The sequence below is a fragment of the Maribacter sp. MJ134 genome (assembly GCF_003970695.1).
Classification (GTDB): Bacteria; Bacteroidota; Bacteroidia; order Flavobacteriales; family Flavobacteriaceae; genus Maribacter.
The window spans coordinates 1,409,317-1,429,353 of sequence record NZ_CP034570.1; the positions used below are offsets into that span (position 1 = coordinate 1,409,317).

Sequence of the window (20,037 nt, forward strand, 5' to 3'; positions counted from 1 at the left end):
AAATCTCATCATTTATTGAATATTCATTAAAAAATGGAACCTATTAATAAAGAATAACTACCTAATAATTATTTTAAAACCACTACCTTTTAGAAAACAAGTATACCATGGGGAATAATGAAAATAAAATATTTTCATCTTACCAAAGAAATCCTGAATTATATGATGAAATCTATGAAACCGACGGTTCCATAAAAAGTGTCTACCAGAAACTTTTTAATCTTTATGGGGAACATTCCATTAAGGATTATGTGAATTTAAATTCAAAAGCGAAATCCTCATTTTTCAATCAAGGAATTACCTTTCAGGTGTATGGAGGCAATGAAACCCAAGAAAAGATTTTCCCCTTTGACCTTTTTCCTAGAATTATAGACCCTCTTGAGTGGGAAGTCATAGAAAAAGGTGCCATACAACGAAGTAAAGCACTTAACCTTTTCCTTTGGGATATCTATCATGATAAAAAAATATTAAAGCAGGGTATAGTTCCTTTAGAATTAATCAGTTCTTCTGAAAACTATTTGGATCAAATGAACGGCATAGATCCCCCTGGGGGAATCTACAATCATATTTCCGGAACAGATGTCATAAAACATAGCGATGGCAAATATTATGTATTGGAAGATAATATAAGATGCCCGTCTGGAGTAAGTTATGTTATCTGCAACAGAACAGCACTCAAAAGAGCCCTTTTTGGTGTTTTTAACCACTATCAAACCCATACCGTAACCAATTATGCAGAAAATTTGCTCGAACTTTTGGAGTCGGCAAAACCTAAAGGAGTGGACGTTCCCAATTGTGTGGTAATTACCCCTGGAATGTATAATTCTGCATTTTACGAGCATTCGTACCTCGCAAAGACTATGGGCGTAGAACTAGTAGAGGGTCGTGACCTTTTCGTAGAAAACGATTTCGTTTACATGAAAACAATACGAGGTCCTTTAAAAGTAGATGTCATCTATAGACGTATTGATGATCTTTTTATAGACCCCTTAGAATTTAAACCAGATTCATCTTTAGGTGTTCCCGGCCTGTTCGCAGCGTATAAAAAGGGAAATGTCACCTTGGCTAATGCACCTGGAACCGGTGTTGCCGATGATAAAGCGGTATACACCTACATGCCGGAAATTATAAAATACTATTTGGACGAAGAGCCTATTTTAAACAACGTACATACCTACCACTGTAGTAGGCCCGATGAGCTGAAATATGTTTTAGAACACATCCACGAACTGGTCATTAAACCAGTAGATGAAGCTGGCGGTTATGGCATTTCTATTGGTAATAGACTTACAAAAGCAGAAATAGAAAAGGTAAAAAAACAGGTCTCTGACCACCCTCGAAAATACGTAGCACAGCCCATAATGTCATTATCCGTACATCCCACTTATATTGATGAGAGTGCATCTTTTGAACAGCGCCACGTAGACTTACGAACATTTACCGTCTTGGGAAAAGACAAAGAATTTGTATTAAAAGGCGGACTCACCCGTGTGGCACTTCAAAAAGGAAACTTAATCGTGAATTCCTCGCAAGGAGGCGGATCAAAGGACACTTGGGTACTGAAAAAATAGTAAGTGGTTAAAAAAAATCATACTTAATAATTACACCAGAAACAATAATTCTATGCTAGCAAGAGTAGCCAATAATCTTTTTTGGATGGGCAGATATATAGAACGTTCAGAACATATCGCCCGTTATCTCAATGTAAATTATTTCGCCTCATTGGATGCGCCCAACATAAAATCACAGAATAGGCAGTTCGTACTTCAATCTATGTGCTATATGGTCGGTGATCCGGTAGCGGACGAAAATGTGGTATTACAGGAAGAGGACGTCCTGTTCAAAATTGGTCTGGACCCAGATTTTCCGTTTTCCATCATCAACAATGTGAAATACGCTCGCGAAAATGCCAATAGCGCCAGGGACCTAATCTCTACGGAACTCTACGAGGCAATAAATAAGTTTTATCACTTTGTCCTCAACTATCCAAAGGACAGATTCGTTAAGAACGGTTTACATGACTTTACGGTTAATGTTACTGAAATGACAGCTATTTTACGAGGTAAGATTAGAGGTACCTTATTGCATGATTCCGTGTATGCCATTATACTAATGGGAGTTAATATAGAACGTGCAACACAAATCACTAGAATCATAAACACAAAGTACAATGATGCACTAAAGGCTCAAGGGAGCTATGGCGATAAGTTCAGTAACAGTTTTGAATGGTCTACCCTACTTAAGTGTGCAGAATCATATGATATGATGAGACGTTTCTACAAAAAGACCCCGACGAGTATTTCTACCTTGGAATTTTTAATTTTGAATCCAAATTGTCCACGCTCCGTAATGAATTCGTTAAATCAGGTTTATAAAAATGTGAAAATTTTAGACCCAACAAAGAAATATAACAAGAATTCTACGGCTTTCCTCATCGGTAGGGTAAGGGCGGAATACGAATTTAAATATATAGAAGAAATTGAAAAGGACATCAAAACGTTCATAGAGCATATTCTAAAAAGCCTAACAGAAATAAGTAATAAGCTAGAAGAAGAGTTTTTTACCTATTAATAACAGGTTAATTAACGTACCTTAGCCCTATGCCAAAAGAATATTCCATTACCTATAAAGCGGATAATAAATACGAAAACTGGGTGCACAACGCACATTGGCAATTTTTAATTATTCCTCAAGAAAATAGTTCTCAAGAATATGTGTCCGTCGAATTTTCGAATTCCATTAACGCATTTAACGAAACTTCTATTAACGGTTATGGCTTTAAGACCATACGAGTGCACCCAAAACAGAAATTCAAGCAAATTTCCTTTGAGGCACATTTCAAATTAATTAAAAAAGATTTGAACCCGTTCGATTTTGAACCCGAACAGGATATTGTAGCATCATTCAATAGATTAAAAGAACTTAACTTTAGAATAGATTTCGATGCTTTTCTAAAAACTACGCATTTAACCACCTTACCTAAATTAGACCGTCCGCTTTTTAAATTTGATACAAACCTTTCCATCTTTGAAAATCTAAAGGCGCTTACCGATTGGACTTACATTCATATTTATTTTAAGACCGGGGTAACGGATGTTGGGACCATGCTGAATGATATTATAGCGAATAGGCATGGGGTATGTCAAGATTTTACACATCTTTTTTGTGCTTTGGCGAGACAAAACGGAGTGCCAACAAGGTACGTTTCGGGGTACTTACATCAAGGCAACGGTTATTTTGGCGATTCGCAAATGCACGCCTGGGCAGAAGCGTATATTCCCAGCTTAGGTTGGGTAGGTTTTGATCCTACGAACAACCTCTTGGCCAACGATAACCATATCAAAGTGGCTCACGGAAAGGACTACAATGACTGCTCTCCCTTGAGAGGTGTTATTTACGGACAGGGGAAAAACGAAACCTCGCACACGGTGCTTGTCAGTAGTCAGCAACAGCAACAATAAAAGGCGGGTTGCACTGCTACAATTGCAAAAAAAGAACCTTATTTTTACACAAAATTTTAGGGAATGATAGTTACGACAGACCATTATAAAGGTCTTTTTGATCGCCTTGGTGCGTTAAGGAGGTATCTTTGACATCGATGCCAAACTTATAGAAATTGAAAATGAACAGGAAAAGACCTTGGCCCCTGACTTTTGGGATAATCCACAGGAGGCGCAAGCGCATATGAAGTTCATCCAATCCAAGAAACAGTGGGTAGATGATTACAATGCCGCCGAAGTACTGGTCAATGATTTGGAGGTCCTTATAGAGTTTCTACAAGAAGGAGAAGTTTCTGAAGCCGAAGTTGAAGCCCAATACCAAAAAACATTGAACGTTCTTGAAAAAATGGAGTTCAAGAACATGCTTTCTGAAGAAGGTGATGAACTCCCGGCCGTTCTGCAGATCACTGCAGGTGCAGGTGGCACGGAGAGTTGTGATTGGGCCGCCATGTTGATGCGTATGTACATGATGTGGGCAGAAAAGAACGGATATAAGGTCAAAGAACTCAATTACCAAGAAGGAGACGTTGCCGGTATTAAAACAGTGACCTTAGAAGTAGATGGCGATTTTGCCTTTGGTTGGCTAAAAGGTGAAAACGGCGTTCATAGATTGGTGCGTATCTCTCCTTTTGACAGTAACGCTAAAAGACATACCTCCTTTGTATCCGTATACGTTTATCCTTTGGTGGATGATAGTATCGAAATAGATATAAATCCTGCGGATATAACGATTACCACGGCACGATCCAGTGGTGCGGGCGGACAAAATGTAAACAAGGTGGAGACCAAAGTACAACTAGTTCACCATCCTACCGGAATACAAATTTCATGTTCAGATTCCAGAAGTCAGCATGATAACAGGGCAACCGCAATGAAAATGCTCAAATCCCAATTATACGAGATAGAATTACGTAAAAAAATGGAAGCACGGCAAGAAATAGAATCCTCTAAGATGAAAATTGAATGGGGCTCGCAAATCCGTAACTATGTAATGCATCCCTATAAATTGGTAAAAGATGTCCGTACCTCCCATGAGACAGGTAATGTGGATGCAGTAATGGACGGAGATTTAGACGCATTTCTAAAAGCTTATCTCATGATGATGGGACAAAAAGACGAAGAATAATATAGTAATGAAATTATGATTAAAATATATCACAATCCTAGATGTAGAAAATCCAGGGAAGGATTGGCCGCGGTCGAAAAATCTGGCAAGGAGTTTGAAGTAGTAAAATATTTAGAGAACATTCCTTCTAAAGAAGAATTACGGGAAGTTATAAATTGCCTAGGTATAAAACCAGAAAGTCTGGTGCGTAAAAACGAAGCGGTTTGGAAAGAGAACTATAGAAATAGATTACTTTCTGACGAAGAAGTCTTAAATGCCATGATTGCACATCCTAAGCTTATTGAGAGACCTATAGTCATTAGTAACGGAACTGCGGTAATCGGTAGACCACTATCGAATATTGAAGATTTTCTTGCCTAAATTGGGGAGAATGTTCATTTTTAAACATATTAACAAAGAATTAACCAATTACGGTTAAACCAACATATCACATTATAATCTAACATCATGAAAATTTTATTGAAATCAAGTTTTGCAAGAATATTGCTTTTAGCAGTTTTGCTGCTTATCGGTTCTGAAAGTTTTGCCCAGTTCGGTCGCGGCCAACAAGGTTTTGGTGGCAGGGGAGCCTATGGCTACGGGAGACAGCGCAGTACTATTCCACAAGCCCAAGAGGCTCAAAAAAAAGAGGAGCCCCAAACAGCGGAACAAATTGTGGACGGTACCATGCCATCCATAACGGAAGCTTTGCAGCTTAACGAATTTGAAACGGCGGTTCTAAGTTCGGTTTTAAAGAAATACGTGCAAGAACGTATTGAAGCTCAAATTTTGAAACTACCTCCAGAGAAAATGAAGGAGGTTTATGAAAGTATAACGGAGCGACAAGATGAAGAGTTAAGGGCAGGATTACCTGCGGAGAAATACGAAGCCTTCGTTGAACTCCAAAAGAATGGCGTGGCCAAGACCATAAAGAATAATAAAAAGAAAAAAAAGAAACGCAAAAAAGACAAAAGTTAACCTTATGAAAAACATTTTCCTGTTACTCCTTCTATTATGTATTACTAGTATTAACGGTCAAAGACAAGGAGGGAATAAAGGGCAGCGACCCAGCCCTATAACAATAACAGGAAAAGTTATAGATCAAGAAACAAGCCAACCTTTAGAATACGCCACCTTTGTACTGCAAAGCATTAGAAATCCCGACAAAATAACAGGAGGAATCACTGACATAGATGGTATATTTAATGTAGAAACACCCCCTGGGAAATATAACTTAAGTATTGAATATATAGGGTATAAAACCTATAAGAGTGCTAATCAGGAAATCACGAAGAATACTGATATCGGTACTGTAAAGCTTCAAGTTTCCGCCGCACAATTAGAAGGGGTAGAAATTGTCGCTGAAAAAACTACCGTAGAAGTTAGGTTAGATAAAAAAGTATATAATGTTGGTAAAGACCTCACCAACAGTGGTGCCACCATAAGTGATGCCTTGGACAATATACCTTCCGTGACCGTAGATGTTGATGGTGCTGTGGCTTTAAGGGGTAACGGTAATGTGCGCATACTTATAAATGGAAGGCCTTCGGCTCTGGCAGGTTTTGGCTCAACAGATGCGCTCCGTCAACTCCCCGCAGATGCAATAGAAAAAGTAGAGGTTATTACAAGTCCGTCGGCACGGTACGATGCAGAAGGTACCGCAGGTATTTTGAATATCGTTTTGAAAAAAGAAAAAACCCGTGGGGTTAACGGTACAATTAATACCACTGTGGGTTTTCCCGCAGCAGCTTCACTTACTGCTAATCTTAACTTAAGAAAAGAAAAATACAATCTCTTTACTACCTTAGGATATTCCTATCGTGAACCACCAGGAAATGGTTTTGCCGACAACACTTACTTTAGCGATGCAAGTGAGTTTGATAGGATTATAGAAGAGCGAGATATCAACAGAATAAACAGCGGTTTTAATCTAAATTTAGGTGTCGAGTATTTTTTAACGGAAACCTCATCGATTACCGCAAGCGCCTTCGCTAGGACTAACGATGGAGAAGATATCACTGAAAATATTGCAACAGGATTCGTAGCGGCCGAAATTAACCGTATTGCGTTACGTGTGGAGGACGAGCAAGAAGAAGAGAAAAGCGCACAATTCTCCTTGAATTATAATAATGATTTTAATACCGAAGGACACAAGCTCACTGTAGACCTACAGCTTTCCTATGACGAAGAATTTAAACCAACACCGATTACAGAAAATCAAATCTTTCCCAGTACCGCACCCATCGCAAACCTTAATATAGAAGAATTAGAGCTGCAAAATGAATATTTGGCGCAGGTAGATTATGTGCTCCCTATGGGAGATGCGCAATTTGAAGCAGGATACCGAGGTAATTGGGAACAATCGGATACCGATTTTTATTTGGAAGAAGAACTCGATTTAGGTTCTGGCGTTTTTATCCCCAATGCAGGCCTCGTCAACCGCTTTGTATTTAACCAGAACGTGAATTCTTTTTACACACAATATGGAGATAAGTTAGGGGCTTTTTCTTATTTGGCCGGACTTAGATTGGAAAACACCCGACTTCAAGGAGAAATTGTAGGTGCGGACGTCGAAAGTTTGCAAGAGATAGTAGGCGAAGGAATAGATATTAATTTTGATAAGAATTATTTGGGCCTTTTCCCTACTCTAAACCTTATTTATGAGCTGGCAGAAAACGAGAATTTAACCTTAGGTTACAATAGAAGAATCAACAGGCCTAGAGGACGCTTTATTAATCCGTTCCCTTCACAATCTAGCCGGACCAATATTTTTCAAGGTAATCCGGATTTGGACCCTGCATTTGCAAATGCATTTGATCTTGGATACTTGAAACGATGGGAAAAATTAACTTTAACCTCATCTATCTATTACCAAAAAGAAACAAATTCTTTTGAACGTGTACAGGAAGAAACGGGACAAGTGACATCAGACGGTATTGTAGTTATCCGCTCTATCCCTATTAACCTAGCAACAAACGAGCGTGTGGGTGCGGAATTGGGATTGTTGTACAATCCGGCTAAATGGCTTCGGTTAAACGGTAGTTTTAATTTCTTTCAGTTTAATTCGGAAGGAGAATTCAACGGTGTTGATTTTGGGGCAACAAACACAAGTTGGTTTTCTAGATTTAGTTCAAAAGCAACCTTACCCGGTAAAATAGATTGGCAGACCAACGCCTTTTACCGTGGACCTACCAACAATGCACAAACTGAAAATGAAGGCATATTTACATTGAATTTAGCTTTTAGTAAGGATATTCTAAAGGATAAAGGTACGCTCGCGTTAAATGTTAGCGACCTATTAAATTCAAGGAAAAGAATTTCATCTACGGTAACCCCGTTTTTTACCTCGGAAAGTGAGTTTCAATGGAGAGAGCGTCAAATTACGCTTTCCTTTGTGTACCGTATAAACCAGAATAAGAAACCCGAGCGCGGAGGAAATCGAGGAAACGACGATGATGATTTTGAAGAATAAGAGCTAATGTAAACCCCGTAAATATCTAAAATAAAAAAGGAGCCCATAAGGCTTCTTTTTTTTATGCGTCACGTTTGGCTCGTTTGGCGTCACGTTTCTCTTTCAAAAGTTCTATAATATTACCTCCCAGCCAATAAGGCACTGCAAAAAGTAATAAAAATATCATTAGCCAAAACCCGATAGTAAGTATGGTTAAAAATGCTAAAAATCCTAAATATTGGTCAAATTCGAACATATCAATATTATATATATAACAAAGATACCATAAACCTATTATTTTTTGCAAACTATAAATGAAATTAATTTGTGTTGAGGATAAAAAATAAGCTCTAATTAATTTAATCCTTTATTTTTAGCTTTTATCGTATACCTTAACTTTGTAATAGAAAAAAGTACAGTATGGAATATAGAATTGAAAAAGATACCATGGGACAAGTAAAAGTTCCAAGTGATAAGTATTGGGGTGCCCAAACGGAGCGTTCTAGAAATAATTTTAAGATTGGGCCCGTAGCTTCTATGCCCTTGGACATTGTGTACGGTTTTGCCTATTTAAAGAAAGCTGCTGCCTATACCAATTGTGAACTTGGCGTTTTAACCGAATCCAAACGCGATTTAATAGCCCAAGTATGTGATGAAATATTGGCAGGTAAGCATGATGACCAGTTTCCATTGGTCATTTGGCAAACTGGCTCTGGAACACAGAGTAATATGAACGTAAACGAGGTTATTGCCAATAGGGCACATGAGATAGCCGGCCATAAAATTGGTGAAGGCGAAAAAACCATACAACCCAACGATGATGTCAATAAATCGCAATCCTCTAATGATACCTTCCCTACGGGCATGCATATTGCCGCCTACAAGAAAATTGTGGAAGTAACGATTCCTGGTGTCACTCAGTTACGAGACACTTTACAGGAAAAGAGTGAAACATTCAAGTCCGTTGTAAAAATCGGAAGAACGCATCTTATGGATGCCACTCCCCTAACCCTTGGTCAGGAATTTTCCGGTTATGTTTCTCAGCTAGATCACGGTCTAGTGGCCTTAAAAAACACCTTAGGCCACTTAAGTGAATTAGCACTGGGCGGAACCGCGGTAGGAACTGGACTCAATACGCCAAAGGGGTATGATGTCCTGGTGGCAAAATATATTGCTGAATTCTCCGGTCTTCCATTTGTAACGGCCAAGAATAAATTTGAGGCACTAGCAGCGCATGATGCTATTGTTGAAAGTCATGGGGCGCTTAAACAATTAGCAGTTTCATTGAATAAGATAGCGAACGATATTCGCATGATGGCCTCGGGGCCAAGATCGGGTATCGGAGAAATAATTATCCCAGCCAATGAACCCGGCAGTTCGATCATGCCCGGAAAGGTGAACCCTACGCAATGCGAGGCCCTGACCATGGTCTGTGCACAAGTAATGGGTAACGATGTGGCCATAGGTGTTGGAGGTACACAAGGACATTATGAATTAAATGTTTTTAAGCCGATGATGGCCGCTAACATTTTACAGTCCGCTCAGTTAATAGGAGATGCTTGCGTAAGCTTTGAAGAAAACTGTGCTGCGGGTATAGCACCGAATCATTCCGTAATCAAAGAATTATTGAACAACTCCTTGATGTTGGTGACCGCATTAAATACCAAAATTGGATACTATAAAGCGGCGGATATAGCCAATACAGCGCATAAGAATGGAACTACTTTAAAAGAAGAAGCTATTAATTTAGGCTACGTAAGTGCTGAAGATTATGATGAATGGGTAAAGCCCGAAGCTATGGTAGGTAGTTTAAAATAGGGTCCTATTTTGCCATAAAACAAAAAGGGCAATCCATGATGGATTGCCCTTTTCTTATAAAATGGGTAGTGTTCCTACTTTAAGGTAAACTGAGAAGTTCCCAGTAATTTCAACTTGTCGTCATATACATTTACCATATATTGTCCTTTTTGAAAATCACCTGCTGGCTTATTGATATAATCACAAATATCCAAGGACTTGTTCTCGTAGTAGAAACCAGTTCCTTTGCTATAGGTTATTGAAGCACCGTTATCATTGGTCTTAGAAAAACTCTCTCCTAAAACGTTTCCTTGAGGATCTAATGTCTCAATATAGAACTCTCTGTCCCCTGCTTGTGCTATAACGTTATCAGCAACTGTAAAACAGATTTTAAACTTATCTGTAGCTTTAGCTCTTGAAGTAGAGACTAATTTACCACTGTTACGCTCCTTAACGGCATCAACGTTAATTTTTGAAAGATTCAAAGCGGAACCCTTCTCTACAACATCTGCTAATTGTGTATTTTGAACTACAAGAGAATCATTGAAGACCGTTTGCTTCTCTAACTCCACGTAAGTGCTATCTCTCTGCATGGCGATCATGCTGTTCGAACGTGTTAACGAATCTACTTGCTTTAATAATTGCTCTCTTTCCGCTTTAAGAACACCCACTTGTCTTCTATATCTTGCTAAAGAAGAAATATCGGCTTTCATCGTTTTTACAGAATCAATATATTTTGCAATATTATCTCTGGCACTTACTAATTCCTCGTTAGTAGCATTGCTCTCTAAAATAGCCTTATCATATTCAGATTTTAAACTATTTAAATCTTCTACTACCAATTCTTTTTCTTTAGTAAGAACAGTTTCAGTCTTCTTTTTATCTTGATAAAGACTTACTGTGTAAATAATGGTACCTAAAAGCACAACACCAAGTAATGCCGCTAATACCTTTAATCCATTGTTATTTTTTGTTTCAGTCATAATGTACTATTTAATTAATCTTAGTTGATTTTCAATAAATGTTTTTGTTTGTATCACTCTATATACGAGTAGAACAGTTTTTTAGATGTTGAAAGTGTTAATTTATTGAAACGGCTTTAATTACATAACTTAACTTTGTTAAATCAATTAGACCAATCAATATATTATCATGGTTAACATAGTCCCATTTCAAAGAGAGTATGCTACGGCTTTTAGAGACTTGAATATGGCGTGGCTCAAGGAATATTTTTATATAGAGCCAAAAGACAGGATGTTATTGGAGCACTGCCAAGAGCACATTATTGATAAGGGAGGGCATATTTTCATTGCCTTAATAGAAAACCGTCCTGTGGGTTGCTTTTCGCTTATTCCCATCTCAGCTAAAATTTTTGAACTTGGAAAAATGGCCGTTTCCCAGGAAAACCAGGGAGAAGGAATAGGACAACAATTACTCACTTTTGCCATAGACTTTGCAAAACAACGGAATTGGGAAAAAATCATTCTCTACTCTAGTACAAAATTACCGAGCGCACTTTATATTTATAGAAAGTATGGATTTAAAACCGTTGCACTGGAAAAAAATTTACCTTATGCCAGAAGTGATATAAAAATGGAATTAAATTTGATTCCCGTAATTGAAAAATAACGAATTATGAAAAAGATTAGTGTCAGTCTAGTATTACTATCAGTGCTAATATTAGGCTGTAAAGAAACGAACAAATCCCAGATAGTGCAAACTGCGGCATTACCCGGTAATGAGGCTGTGACGGAGAATTCCGAATTAAAAATAATACCTATTTCTCATGCTACGACAGTTTTAGAGTGGGACGATATTGTCATCTACGTTGATCCCGTAGGAGGTGCTGAAGCCTTTTCATCTCAAAAAGACCCCGATCTCATATTGATAACGGACATTCACGGCGATCACTTTAACTTAGAAACTCTACAAGGACTCAATACTATGAAGTCCAAAATTGTTGTACCACAGGCCGTGGCCAATAAAATGTCTGATGAATTTGTACCACAACTGGATATTCTAAATAACGGTGATACAAAAGAACGTTTTGACATTGACATCAAGGCCATACCCATGTACAATTTGCGAGAAGAAGCCTTGAAGTTCCATGAAAAAGGCAGGGGTAACGGTTATGTCTTGACAAAGGAAGGCCAAAGTCTTTATTTTTCAGGAGATACCGAGGATATTCCGGAAATGAGAGCCTTAGAAAATATAGATAAGGCTTTCATCTGTATGAACCTCCCCTATACCATGACAGAAGAAAGTGCTGCGAGTGCAGTGCTCCAGTTTAAGCCTAAACAAGTATATCCTTACCATTACAGAGGAAGACCTGATGTGAGTGATGTAGCAAAATTCAAAAAAATCGTCAATAATGGAAATCAGGACATTGAAGTAGTTCAGCTAGATTGGTATCCCAATGAGGATTACTAAAGTATAGGTAACACGTGTAATACTAAAAAAGCTCCTGAGAAATTCAGGAGCTTTTTTCAGTATTGACATCAGCCGCGACTACTATCGAATCAGCTTTTTGTATTTAATTCGCTTCGGCATAATATCCGCACCTAAACGTTTCTTTCTGTTCTCTTCGTAATCAGAGAAAGAACCTTCAAAGAAATATACTTGCGAATCACCCTCAAAAGCCAAAATGTGGGTACAAATCCTATCTAAAAACCATCTATCGTGAGATATCACAACAGCACAACCAGCAAAGTTTTCCAAGCCCTCTTCTAGGGCTCGTAAGGTATTTACGTCCAGATCGTTCGTTGGTTCATCTAAAAGTAAAACATTACCCTCTTCTTTTAAGGTCATGGCCAGGTGTAATCGGTTTCGCTCTCCACCGGAAAGCATATTTACCTTTTTGTTCTGCTCACTTCCTGAAAAATTGAATCTACTTAAATACGCTCTGGAGTTAACTTGTCTGCCCCCCATCATAACGAGTTCTTGTTCATCACTGAAATTTTGCCAAATAGTTTTTTCAGGATCTATGTTAGCGTGACTCTGGTCTACATAGGCAATTTTAGCGGTATCACCTACGATGAACTCTCCCTTATCGGGCGTTTCTTCTCCCATTATCATTCTAAATATAGTCGTTTTACCAGCACCATTAGGACCAATAATACCTACTATACCCGCTTGTGGCAGGTTGAAAGCTAAATCCTCATAGAGCAACTTGTCGTCATATGCCTTGCTTACACCTTTGGCCTCGATAACGTTTGTACCTAGTCTAGGACCGTTGGGAATATATATTTCCAGTTTCTCGTCCAGCTGCTTTTGATCCTGGCTCATCAATTTGTCATAGTTCTTCAAACGTGCCTTTTGTTTGGTCTGTCTTCCTTTTGCTCCTTGCCTTACCCACTCCAGCTCTCGCTCTAAAGTCTTCTGTCTTTTAGAGGCCGTTTTACTTTCTTGGGCCAAGCGTTTCGATTTCTGGTCTAGCCAAGAAGAATAATTCCCTTTCCAAGGAATGCCTTCTCCCCTATCCAGTTCCAAAATCCATCCCGCAACATTGTCCAGGAAGTACCTATCGTGCGTAACTGCGATTACCGTGCCTTTATATTGGGCCAAATAATGTTCTAACCAATGTACGGATTCAGCATCTAAATGGTTCGTAGGCTCATCTAAAAGTAAAATCTCCGGCTCTTGAAGCAGTAATCTACATAGGGCGACCCTTCTGCGTTCCCCACCGGATAGCACTCCTATTTTCTTATCCGAATCAGGTGTTCTTAGGGCATCCATAGCGATCTCTAACTTGGTATCTAACTCCCAAGCGTTGGAGGCGTCTATCTTATCTTGCAACAAAGCTTGTTTATCCATAAGTTTCTGCATCTTATCAGCATCTTCATAAACTTCCGGAAGCCCAAACATGTCATTGATTTTGTTATATTCATCTAAAATGGCCACGGTTTCAGCGACACCTTCTTTAACAATCTCAAGAACCGTTTTATTTTCGTCCAACTCCGGCTCCTGTTCTAAGTAGCCTACATTATACCCAGGAGAGAAAACTACATCACCCTGAAAATTTTTATCGACTCCTGCGATTATCTTGAGTAAGGTGGATTTACCTGAACCGTTCAGGCCCAAAATACCAATTTTTGCTCCGTAGAAGAAGCTTAAATAAATGTTCTTTAGAACAGGCGTATTCGCATTCTTGTAGGTTTTGGTTAAACCGGACATAGAAAAAATGACCTTCTTATCGTCAGACATAAGTTTTTAATATTAAATATTAGATGTAATTGAACAATTGGTGAACGTTCGAAAGTATCGCACGTATTTTATATAAGATCAGCGGATTAAGTAAGGACTATTATTCCTTTGATTTAAACGCTATGGTAAATTTTAAACCCTACCCTTCAATGCATTGAATACCCAAGCAATGGCAAAAAAACCAACGCCTACAGAGGCAAAACCCCATCCGGCAACATCATCATATCTAAAGGCTCCTAAGGCAATAAGTCCAAGCCCAACTCCTATCATAATCCAAGTTGCCCATGCCAATACTGTATTCTTATTCATGCTCATATGCTCATTTTGGTTTGTGGTAACTCCAAATATCGTGAATTTAAAAAATAATACAAGATTTTTTAGACAGGTTTTACCCTTCAAATGGGAATCTTACACCGGCTTTGTTCCTTACCGTATCCAATAGCGCACACAAATCGGTACTATTCTTATGGCTCCAAAGTTGACTTTGCAATAAACCTGCTTCCAGACAGTGCTGTACCTCTTGAATTTCATAGGAGTATCCCTTGCCAACTTTACCAACCTCAACATCCGTCATTTCCTGCCCTTTTTGTACGATATATCCAAAAGTTTCATGCCATCTAGGTTTTATATAGATAGACCCTTTGCTGCCGGCTATCTCCGCCTTCATCTCCGAATTAGAAGATAAACCGCTATAAAGTATGGCTTGTGCTTGCTCATATTCGAAAATCATGGAAGTCTGAACTTCAACCCCGGTTTTATGAAAATTTGATTTTGCCGTAATGTTATCTGGCATTCCTAATAGGAGATAAGCCAGAAAAATAGGATAGATTCCAATATCCAATATAGAGCCCCCTGCCAAAGCTGGATTTAAAATTCTTCCCTTCTCATCCCTATCCAATCCATAGAAGGCAAAATCGGCCTTTAAATAACCAAGGGTACCTATTTCACCATTTTCAACAAGTTCCTTTACCTTTCTAATGGTAGGATTAAATCGGGTCCATAAGGCTTCCATTAAAAAAACCTTATTCTCCTTAGCTTTTTCGAGCATACGGGCCACCTCTGCACCATTTATGCCTAAAGGTTTTTCGCAGAGCACATGTTTTTTATAATCCATCGCCATAATACTCAGTGCTGCGTGCGATGTGTGTGGCGTAGCGATGTAAACCACATCTACAGTATCACTTTTAAAAAGGTCTTCATAGCTTCCAAAAGCGTGTGGAGCGTTATAATGAGCAGCAAATTCCTGTGCTTTTGTTACATCTCTTGATGCTACCGCAGTAATGGCATTATCCTTCACCAAAGCCATATCCTTAGCAAAGGTGTGAGCAATATTACCGGCTCCTACAATTCCCCATCGTATCATTCTAAAAGGTGTTTGAAGTTTATCCAAATGTACTCAATTTTCCTGCTTATCTTTAACCTATAAATTGAAACTACTGGAATGGATATTAAGTTCAATAAAAACGAAGACGTAAATAAATTGATGCTTTCCGAGCTTCGAAAAAAACTAGCCGAGGTTGCTTTAGGAGGTGGTAAAGCCAGAATTGAGAAGCAACACAAGCAAGGGAAAATGACCGCTCGCGAGCGTATCGATTATTTATTGGACAATACATCCCAAAGTATAGAAATAGGAGCATTCGTAGGGGATGGCATGTACGAAGAACACGGGGGATGTCCATCTGGTGGAGTTGTCATAAAGATGGGTTATGTTTCGGGAAAACAATGCTTGGTAGTTGCTAACGATGCTACGGTTAAGGCAGGAGCCTGGTTTCCCATAACCGCCAAAAAGAACTTACGGGCCCAGGAAATTGCTATTGAAAATAAATTACCGATTATCTACTTGGTGGACAGCGCAGGGGTTTACCTGCCTATGCAGGATGAAATTTTTCCGGATAAGGAACATTTTGGACGCATCTTCCGCAATAATGCCATTATGAGCAGCATGGGAATCACGCAAATCTCTGCCGTCATGGGTAGTTGTGTGGCGGGTGGTGCCTATTTGCCCATTATGAGCGATGAGGCTCTAATCGTAGATAAAACCGGTAGTATCTTTTTAGCGGGAAGTTATCTGGTAAAAGCTGCTATTGGGGAAAGTATAGACAATGAAACCTTAGGAGGTGCCACCACGCATTGCGAAATCAGCGGTGTTACGGATTATAAGGCAAAAGATGATGGGGCTGCACTTGATACCATTAAAAACATAATGGATAAAATAGGTGATGCGACCAAGGCCGGCTTTAACCGCAAGGAGACCGCAGCACCTAAGAAAGACCCAAAGGATATTTACGGCATATTACCGGGTTCTAGAGCCGAGCAATATGACATGATGGAAATTATACAACGCCTGGTGGACGATTCGGAATTTGAGGCATATAAGGATGGTTACGGACAGAGCATCCTAACGGGCTATGCTCGGATTGATGGTTGGGCAGTAGGTATTGTCGCCAATCAACGAAAGGTGGTCAAGACCAAAAAAGGAGAAATGCAATTTGGAGGAGTCATCTATTCGGACTCTGCGGATAAAGCAACACGTTTTATAGCCAATTGTAACCAAAAAAAGATTCCACTGGTATTTTTACAGGACGTAACCGGATTTATGGTGGGGAGTAAGAGTGAACATGGTGGAATCATAAAAGACGGAGCCAAAATGGTGAACGCGGTCAGTAATTCCGTGGTGCCTAAATTCACCATCGTTATTGGCAACAGCTATGGTGCGGGGAATTACGCCATGTGCGGAAAAGCCTATGACCCCAGATTTATCGTCGCATGGCCAAGTGCGGAGTTAGCGGTTATGAGCGGAAATTCTGCGGCAAAAGTACTTTTACAGATTGAAAAAGCTTCCTTGAAGAAGAAGGGTGAAACGATAACCGAAGCCAAAGAAAAAGAACTGTTCGATAAAATCAAGAAACGCTATGACCGGCAAGTATCACCTTATTACGCTGCGGCCCGTTTATGGACCGATGCCATCATAGACCCACTTGATACTAGAAAATGGGTTTCAATGGGTATAGAAGCTGCCAATCATGCACCGATTGAAAAGGCTTTTAATATGGGCGTTTTACAGGTATAAACTATTCACTTTCTAAATTGACATTGACTCTGGTTCTATCTAGAATTTTAATCCGTTTGGTTTTCATATACGCTGCTTTAAAGATAATTAAATCCCCTTTTTGGGCCTTTAGGACATATCTGCCTTGCGCATTGGCTACGGTAGATTCACCGTTCATTTCATTGGTAATAGTTGCACCTGAAACCCCACGCCCTGCAAAGAAAACAAAGCCTGAAATATTCAAGTTCGTCGCTTTCTTTCCCTTAGCCACCATAGCCTTGGAATTACGGGCGGGCTTATCGGAATAATAGGTAGAATTCAATTGATACGCCATAGCTGATTTTTCTAATTTTTCCCACGCCGCCAGACTCGCGTATTTTCTATAAGAGTGTGTATACTTATTAGGAGCTGCCATGAGCACCAAGCTCACTTTTTTGGCTCCATATATTTTTAATAGTTCCAAACTCAGAATAAAATCGTTCTTGACATAGATATCGTAAGGCGATAAATCTACCTTAGATACCCTCGCGTTTTTACCTATTGTATGAAAAATACTCTTACCAGAAGTATTCAGGTTAGTGCCCGGAAAACTCTTAAAACCGTCTTCATCATAAATATTAATGCGTACAAGAAGACTATCCGAGGCATTGGAGGCAACTTCAAAAACCAAGTCCTCTAGTTTTCTGAGACCTTTTTTTACTTTTATTTTTGTGGCCAGTTCTCCGCCTAAAGCAATATTATCCTTCCAATAGCCATAAATTTTCTCACCAGTATTTTGATAGCCAATAATTTCCTGAATCTCATAAGCGCCCTTATTGGTTACTACAATCTCATTTAGTTTTACTATTTCTGGCTGTAGTACTATTTCAGGGTATTCATTATAAGCGAACTGCAAATCTTTTACCGCTCGTTTAAATGTTTTATAACCGATTGAAGAAAATTGCAAGGAATCCTTAAGGCTATATTCCTCTTTGTTCAATTCTAAATGAAATAGGCCCTCTTCATCACTAACGGTCCCGACACCTCTATTGACGATACCAATGTTTACATAAGGCAGGAAATCCTTGGTTTCAGCGTCTAGTACACGACCCTTATAATCTTGTTGTGCATACATCGGTAAGCAGGAAAGGGCGACTAAAATTATAAATAATATTTTCCGCATAATTTAATTTGAAACAATTGAAAGCACATTCGAAACCGTAAACAATTGCTGGCTTACGTTTTTTAGACTCAACTTAAAGACTTTAGTTTCTTTACGCTGTGACGCACTACCGTAGTTGTGGTAGATAGTTGCTTTCAAATAAGTAGGTGTTAAACTTTTGTTTCCAAAATATTTAGCGTTTACTTTCCATACCCCTTTAATACTTTCATCTATAAGATATTCTTCACTTGAGAAACCGGATATCTTCTTGTTCTTGAAACTTTCTGCATCGGCAAAGAGCGAATGTTCCGATTTGAAATAATTTCCCTCTGGGTTTACGAACTGTAGCTCGAACTCCGCCTCACTATCGTTCCATTCGAATACCAATCGCGTACCTTTGAACTCATCGTCCAGCACTAAATTCTTTAGTTCTCTTTTGCTCAACAGGTCTTTACCCTTAAAGGCGATAAGATTGTTCAGCTCGCGTTCCATGATAATGTTCTGGTCGTCCTCCGCCCTTAGAAAACCCTCTTTCAATAGATAACCGTATCTGGCATACATTGTCGCTGCTCTTTTATACTCCCCTATTTCACGGTAACTGTTCGCCAAGTCCATATAGGACTGTCCATAATTGGCTCGAAGGATAAAGAGTTCCTTGTAAAGCTCATTGGCTTTCTTGAAGCTTCCTTCCTCTTGGTAAAGGTATGCCAGGGATTTTAAGGCCATAGGGTCGGAAGCGAATAGCTCTTTATGTTCTTCGATGATACCGTCAGCGAATACACCGTTCCCTAGTTCCTTTGAAAAATACTGATACGCATCCAAAACAAAGTGGTAGGATTTACCGTATTGTGCCGATTGTTCCCTATAAATTTTCTTCGCCTCCTCTTCGGTTACACTACTCCTAAATTGCCTCAGATATTCCGGCTCGTTCGAGGAGGTATCGAATGCCAGGGCGTCGTTTGAATAAATATTGTTTCGAAGTTTTGCTTGATCATAATTTTCGATACCATTGGCACCGGGTGAGAAATTACCCGTTTTAGTGTTGATGATGACAATACCTGCCTTAGCCATGGTCCCATATTTAGTTAAACCGGAAAACGAAGGGATAACTGCAATTCTCTTTATATTAGAAATATCGACCATTGCACACGGCAAGCTATCAAATATCGTTCCATCCACTTCATAAATTGAACCTCCTCCTCCTGCATTTCCTAAAGAAGTAACTTTCCTCATGGTTGTCTCCAAAAGACCCGTTGCAGGATTGCACCTCGACGCTACTCCTGCAAATCGATTATTGATTAGGAAGGATAAATCGGGATAGACAATTTTAATTTCTTTCTCATCAACGGTTCGCATAGAATAGCCCACAACATCCTTATCCAAAATCCCAAACATGGTCTTTATTAGATTGGGATTGGTGTTATATTCTTGAAAGAGTTCTTTTTGGGTCTTACGTGGTAGGGTCTTGGTCACGGTAACATTATCCAGTTCGTTTACCTCCGGCACCATGACGATATTTAATGTTCTGCTTATATCCTCGGCAAGTATTTCTACGGTTTCAAAGCCAATATGACTATACCTTATTAGAGTACCCTCATTTACTTTGAGGCTATAAAAACCATTAACATCCGTTTTGGTTCCTTCATCCGAATTGGATATGGTAATGTTAACATCCCCGATTGGGGCCAGACCGTCCGTAACCTTACCCGTAACTGTGATTTCATTTTGTTGACCCCATACAATAGAGGTAAACAGCCATAACATGACAGTGAATCTATACATATTCAGGCT

18 protein-coding genes are annotated in these 20,037 nt (G+C 39.2%); 11 read left to right on the forward strand and 7 right to left on the reverse strand.

Annotated elements, in window-relative coordinates; all coding sequences use genetic code 11:
- The first annotated feature begins 107 nt into the window (after positions 1–107).
- The 7 genes from EJ994_RS06200 to EJ994_RS06230 all read left to right on the forward strand — a co-directional run bounded on the left by EJ994_RS06200 (position 108) and on the right by EJ994_RS06230 (position 8,077).
- A complete protein-coding gene (locus tag EJ994_RS06200) occupies positions 108–1,571 on the forward strand; it encodes a circularly permuted type 2 ATP-grasp protein (protein WP_126591673.1) in 1,464 nt (487 codons plus the stop codon).
- Positions 1,572–1,623: 52 nt separating this feature from the next.
- Positions 1,624–2,571, forward strand: a complete 948-nt coding sequence (locus EJ994_RS06205) for an alpha-E domain-containing protein (RefSeq protein WP_126591674.1) — start codon at positions 1,624–1,626, stop codon at positions 2,569–2,571.
- A gap of 29 nt (positions 2,572–2,600) precedes the next feature.
- Positions 2,601–3,461, forward strand: a complete 861-nt coding sequence (locus EJ994_RS06210) for a transglutaminase-like domain-containing protein (RefSeq protein WP_126591675.1) — start codon at positions 2,601–2,603, stop codon at positions 3,459–3,461.
- A 66-nt stretch (positions 3,462–3,527) separates the two neighbouring features.
- Positions 3,528–4,626 (forward strand): peptide chain release factor 2 gene (gene prfB / locus EJ994_RS06215; RefSeq protein WP_126593659.1). Its coding sequence is split into 2 segments (ribosomal slippage): positions 3,528–3,590 and positions 3,592–4,626, totalling 1,098 coding nucleotides; the frame shifts between segments, so codons are not numbered across the junction.
- A gap of 15 nt (positions 4,627–4,641) precedes the next feature.
- Positions 4,642–4,986: an arsenate reductase (glutaredoxin) gene (gene arsC / locus EJ994_RS06220; protein ID WP_126591676.1), complete on the forward strand. Its 345-nt coding sequence runs from the start codon at positions 4,642–4,644 to the stop codon at positions 4,984–4,986.
- Positions 4,987–5,073: 87 nt separating this feature from the next.
- Entirely contained in the window at positions 5,074–5,583 is a 510-nt protein-coding gene (locus EJ994_RS06225; RefSeq protein ID WP_126591677.1) for a hypothetical protein, read from the forward strand.
- Positions 5,584–5,587: 4 nt separating this feature from the next.
- Positions 5,588–8,077 carry a TonB-dependent receptor domain-containing protein gene (locus EJ994_RS06230; protein WP_126591678.1) on the forward strand — a complete coding sequence of 830 codons (2,490 nt, stop codon included), beginning with the start codon at positions 5,588–5,590 and terminating at the stop codon, positions 8,075–8,077.
- A gap of 61 nt (positions 8,078–8,138) precedes the next feature.
- Here EJ994_RS06230 and EJ994_RS17415 read toward each other — a convergent pair whose 3' ends face one another.
- A complete protein-coding gene (locus tag EJ994_RS17415) occupies positions 8,139–8,312 on the reverse strand; it encodes a hypothetical protein (RefSeq protein WP_099574789.1) in 174 nt (57 codons plus the stop codon).
- Between the two features lie 164 nt (positions 8,313–8,476).
- On the opposite strand from EJ994_RS17415, the gene fumC reads away from it, so the two are divergent.
- Entirely contained in the window at positions 8,477–9,874 is a 1,398-nt protein-coding gene (gene fumC / locus EJ994_RS06235; RefSeq protein WP_126591679.1) for a class II fumarate hydratase, read from the forward strand.
- A gap of 74 nt (positions 9,875–9,948) precedes the next feature.
- Here fumC and EJ994_RS06240 read toward each other — a convergent pair whose 3' ends face one another.
- Entirely contained in the window at positions 9,949–10,836 is an 888-nt protein-coding gene (locus tag EJ994_RS06240) for a hypothetical protein (RefSeq protein ID WP_126591680.1), read from the reverse strand.
- A gap of 169 nt (positions 10,837–11,005) precedes the next feature.
- Here EJ994_RS06240 and EJ994_RS06245 point away from each other — a divergent pair, with 169 nt between their 5' ends.
- Positions 11,006–11,482, forward strand: coding sequence for a GNAT family N-acetyltransferase (locus EJ994_RS06245; RefSeq protein WP_164721432.1), 477 nt, complete (start codon positions 11,006–11,008; stop codon positions 11,480–11,482).
- A 6-nt stretch (positions 11,483–11,488) separates the two neighbouring features.
- On the forward strand, positions 11,489–12,283 hold the full coding sequence (locus tag EJ994_RS06250) for an MBL fold metallo-hydrolase (protein ID WP_126591682.1): 795 nt from the start codon (positions 11,489–11,491) through the stop codon (positions 12,281–12,283).
- Positions 12,284–12,364: 81 nt separating this feature from the next.
- Here EJ994_RS06250 and ettA read toward each other — a convergent pair whose 3' ends face one another.
- The 3 genes from ettA to EJ994_RS06265 all read right to left on the reverse strand — a co-directional run bounded on the left by ettA (position 12,365) and on the right by EJ994_RS06265 (position 15,446).
- On the reverse strand, positions 12,365–14,056 hold the full coding sequence (ettA, locus tag EJ994_RS06255) for an energy-dependent translational throttle protein EttA (protein ID WP_126591683.1): 1,692 nt from the start codon (positions 14,054–14,056) through the stop codon (positions 12,365–12,367).
- Positions 14,057–14,188: 132 nt separating this feature from the next.
- Positions 14,189–14,371, reverse strand: a complete 183-nt coding sequence (locus EJ994_RS06260; RefSeq protein ID WP_099574799.1) for a CAL67264 family membrane protein — start codon at positions 14,369–14,371, stop codon at positions 14,189–14,191.
- Positions 14,372–14,444: 73 nt separating this feature from the next.
- Positions 14,445–15,446 (reverse strand): Gfo/Idh/MocA family protein, encoded by a 1,002-nt coding sequence (locus tag EJ994_RS06265; RefSeq protein ID WP_241240871.1) that lies wholly within the window; start codon positions 15,444–15,446, stop codon positions 14,445–14,447.
- 51 nt (positions 15,447–15,497) lie between these two features.
- Here EJ994_RS06265 and EJ994_RS06270 point away from each other — a divergent pair, with 51 nt between their 5' ends.
- Entirely contained in the window at positions 15,498–17,126 is a 1,629-nt protein-coding gene (locus EJ994_RS06270) for an acyl-CoA carboxylase subunit beta (RefSeq protein WP_126591684.1), read from the forward strand.
- Position 17,127: 1 nt separating this feature from the next.
- Here the strand turns inward: EJ994_RS06270 and EJ994_RS06275 are convergent, their stop codons facing one another.
- Both EJ994_RS06275 and EJ994_RS06280 read right to left on the reverse strand, forming a co-directional pair.
- Positions 17,128–18,267, reverse strand: a complete 1,140-nt coding sequence (locus EJ994_RS06275; protein WP_126591685.1) for a carboxypeptidase-like regulatory domain-containing protein — start codon at positions 18,265–18,267, stop codon at positions 17,128–17,130.
- 3 nt (positions 18,268–18,270) lie between these two features.
- A complete protein-coding gene (locus tag EJ994_RS06280; RefSeq protein ID WP_126591686.1) occupies positions 18,271–20,028 on the reverse strand; it encodes a carboxypeptidase-like regulatory domain-containing protein in 1,758 nt (585 codons plus the stop codon).
- Positions 20,029–20,037 lie beyond the last annotated feature (9 nt).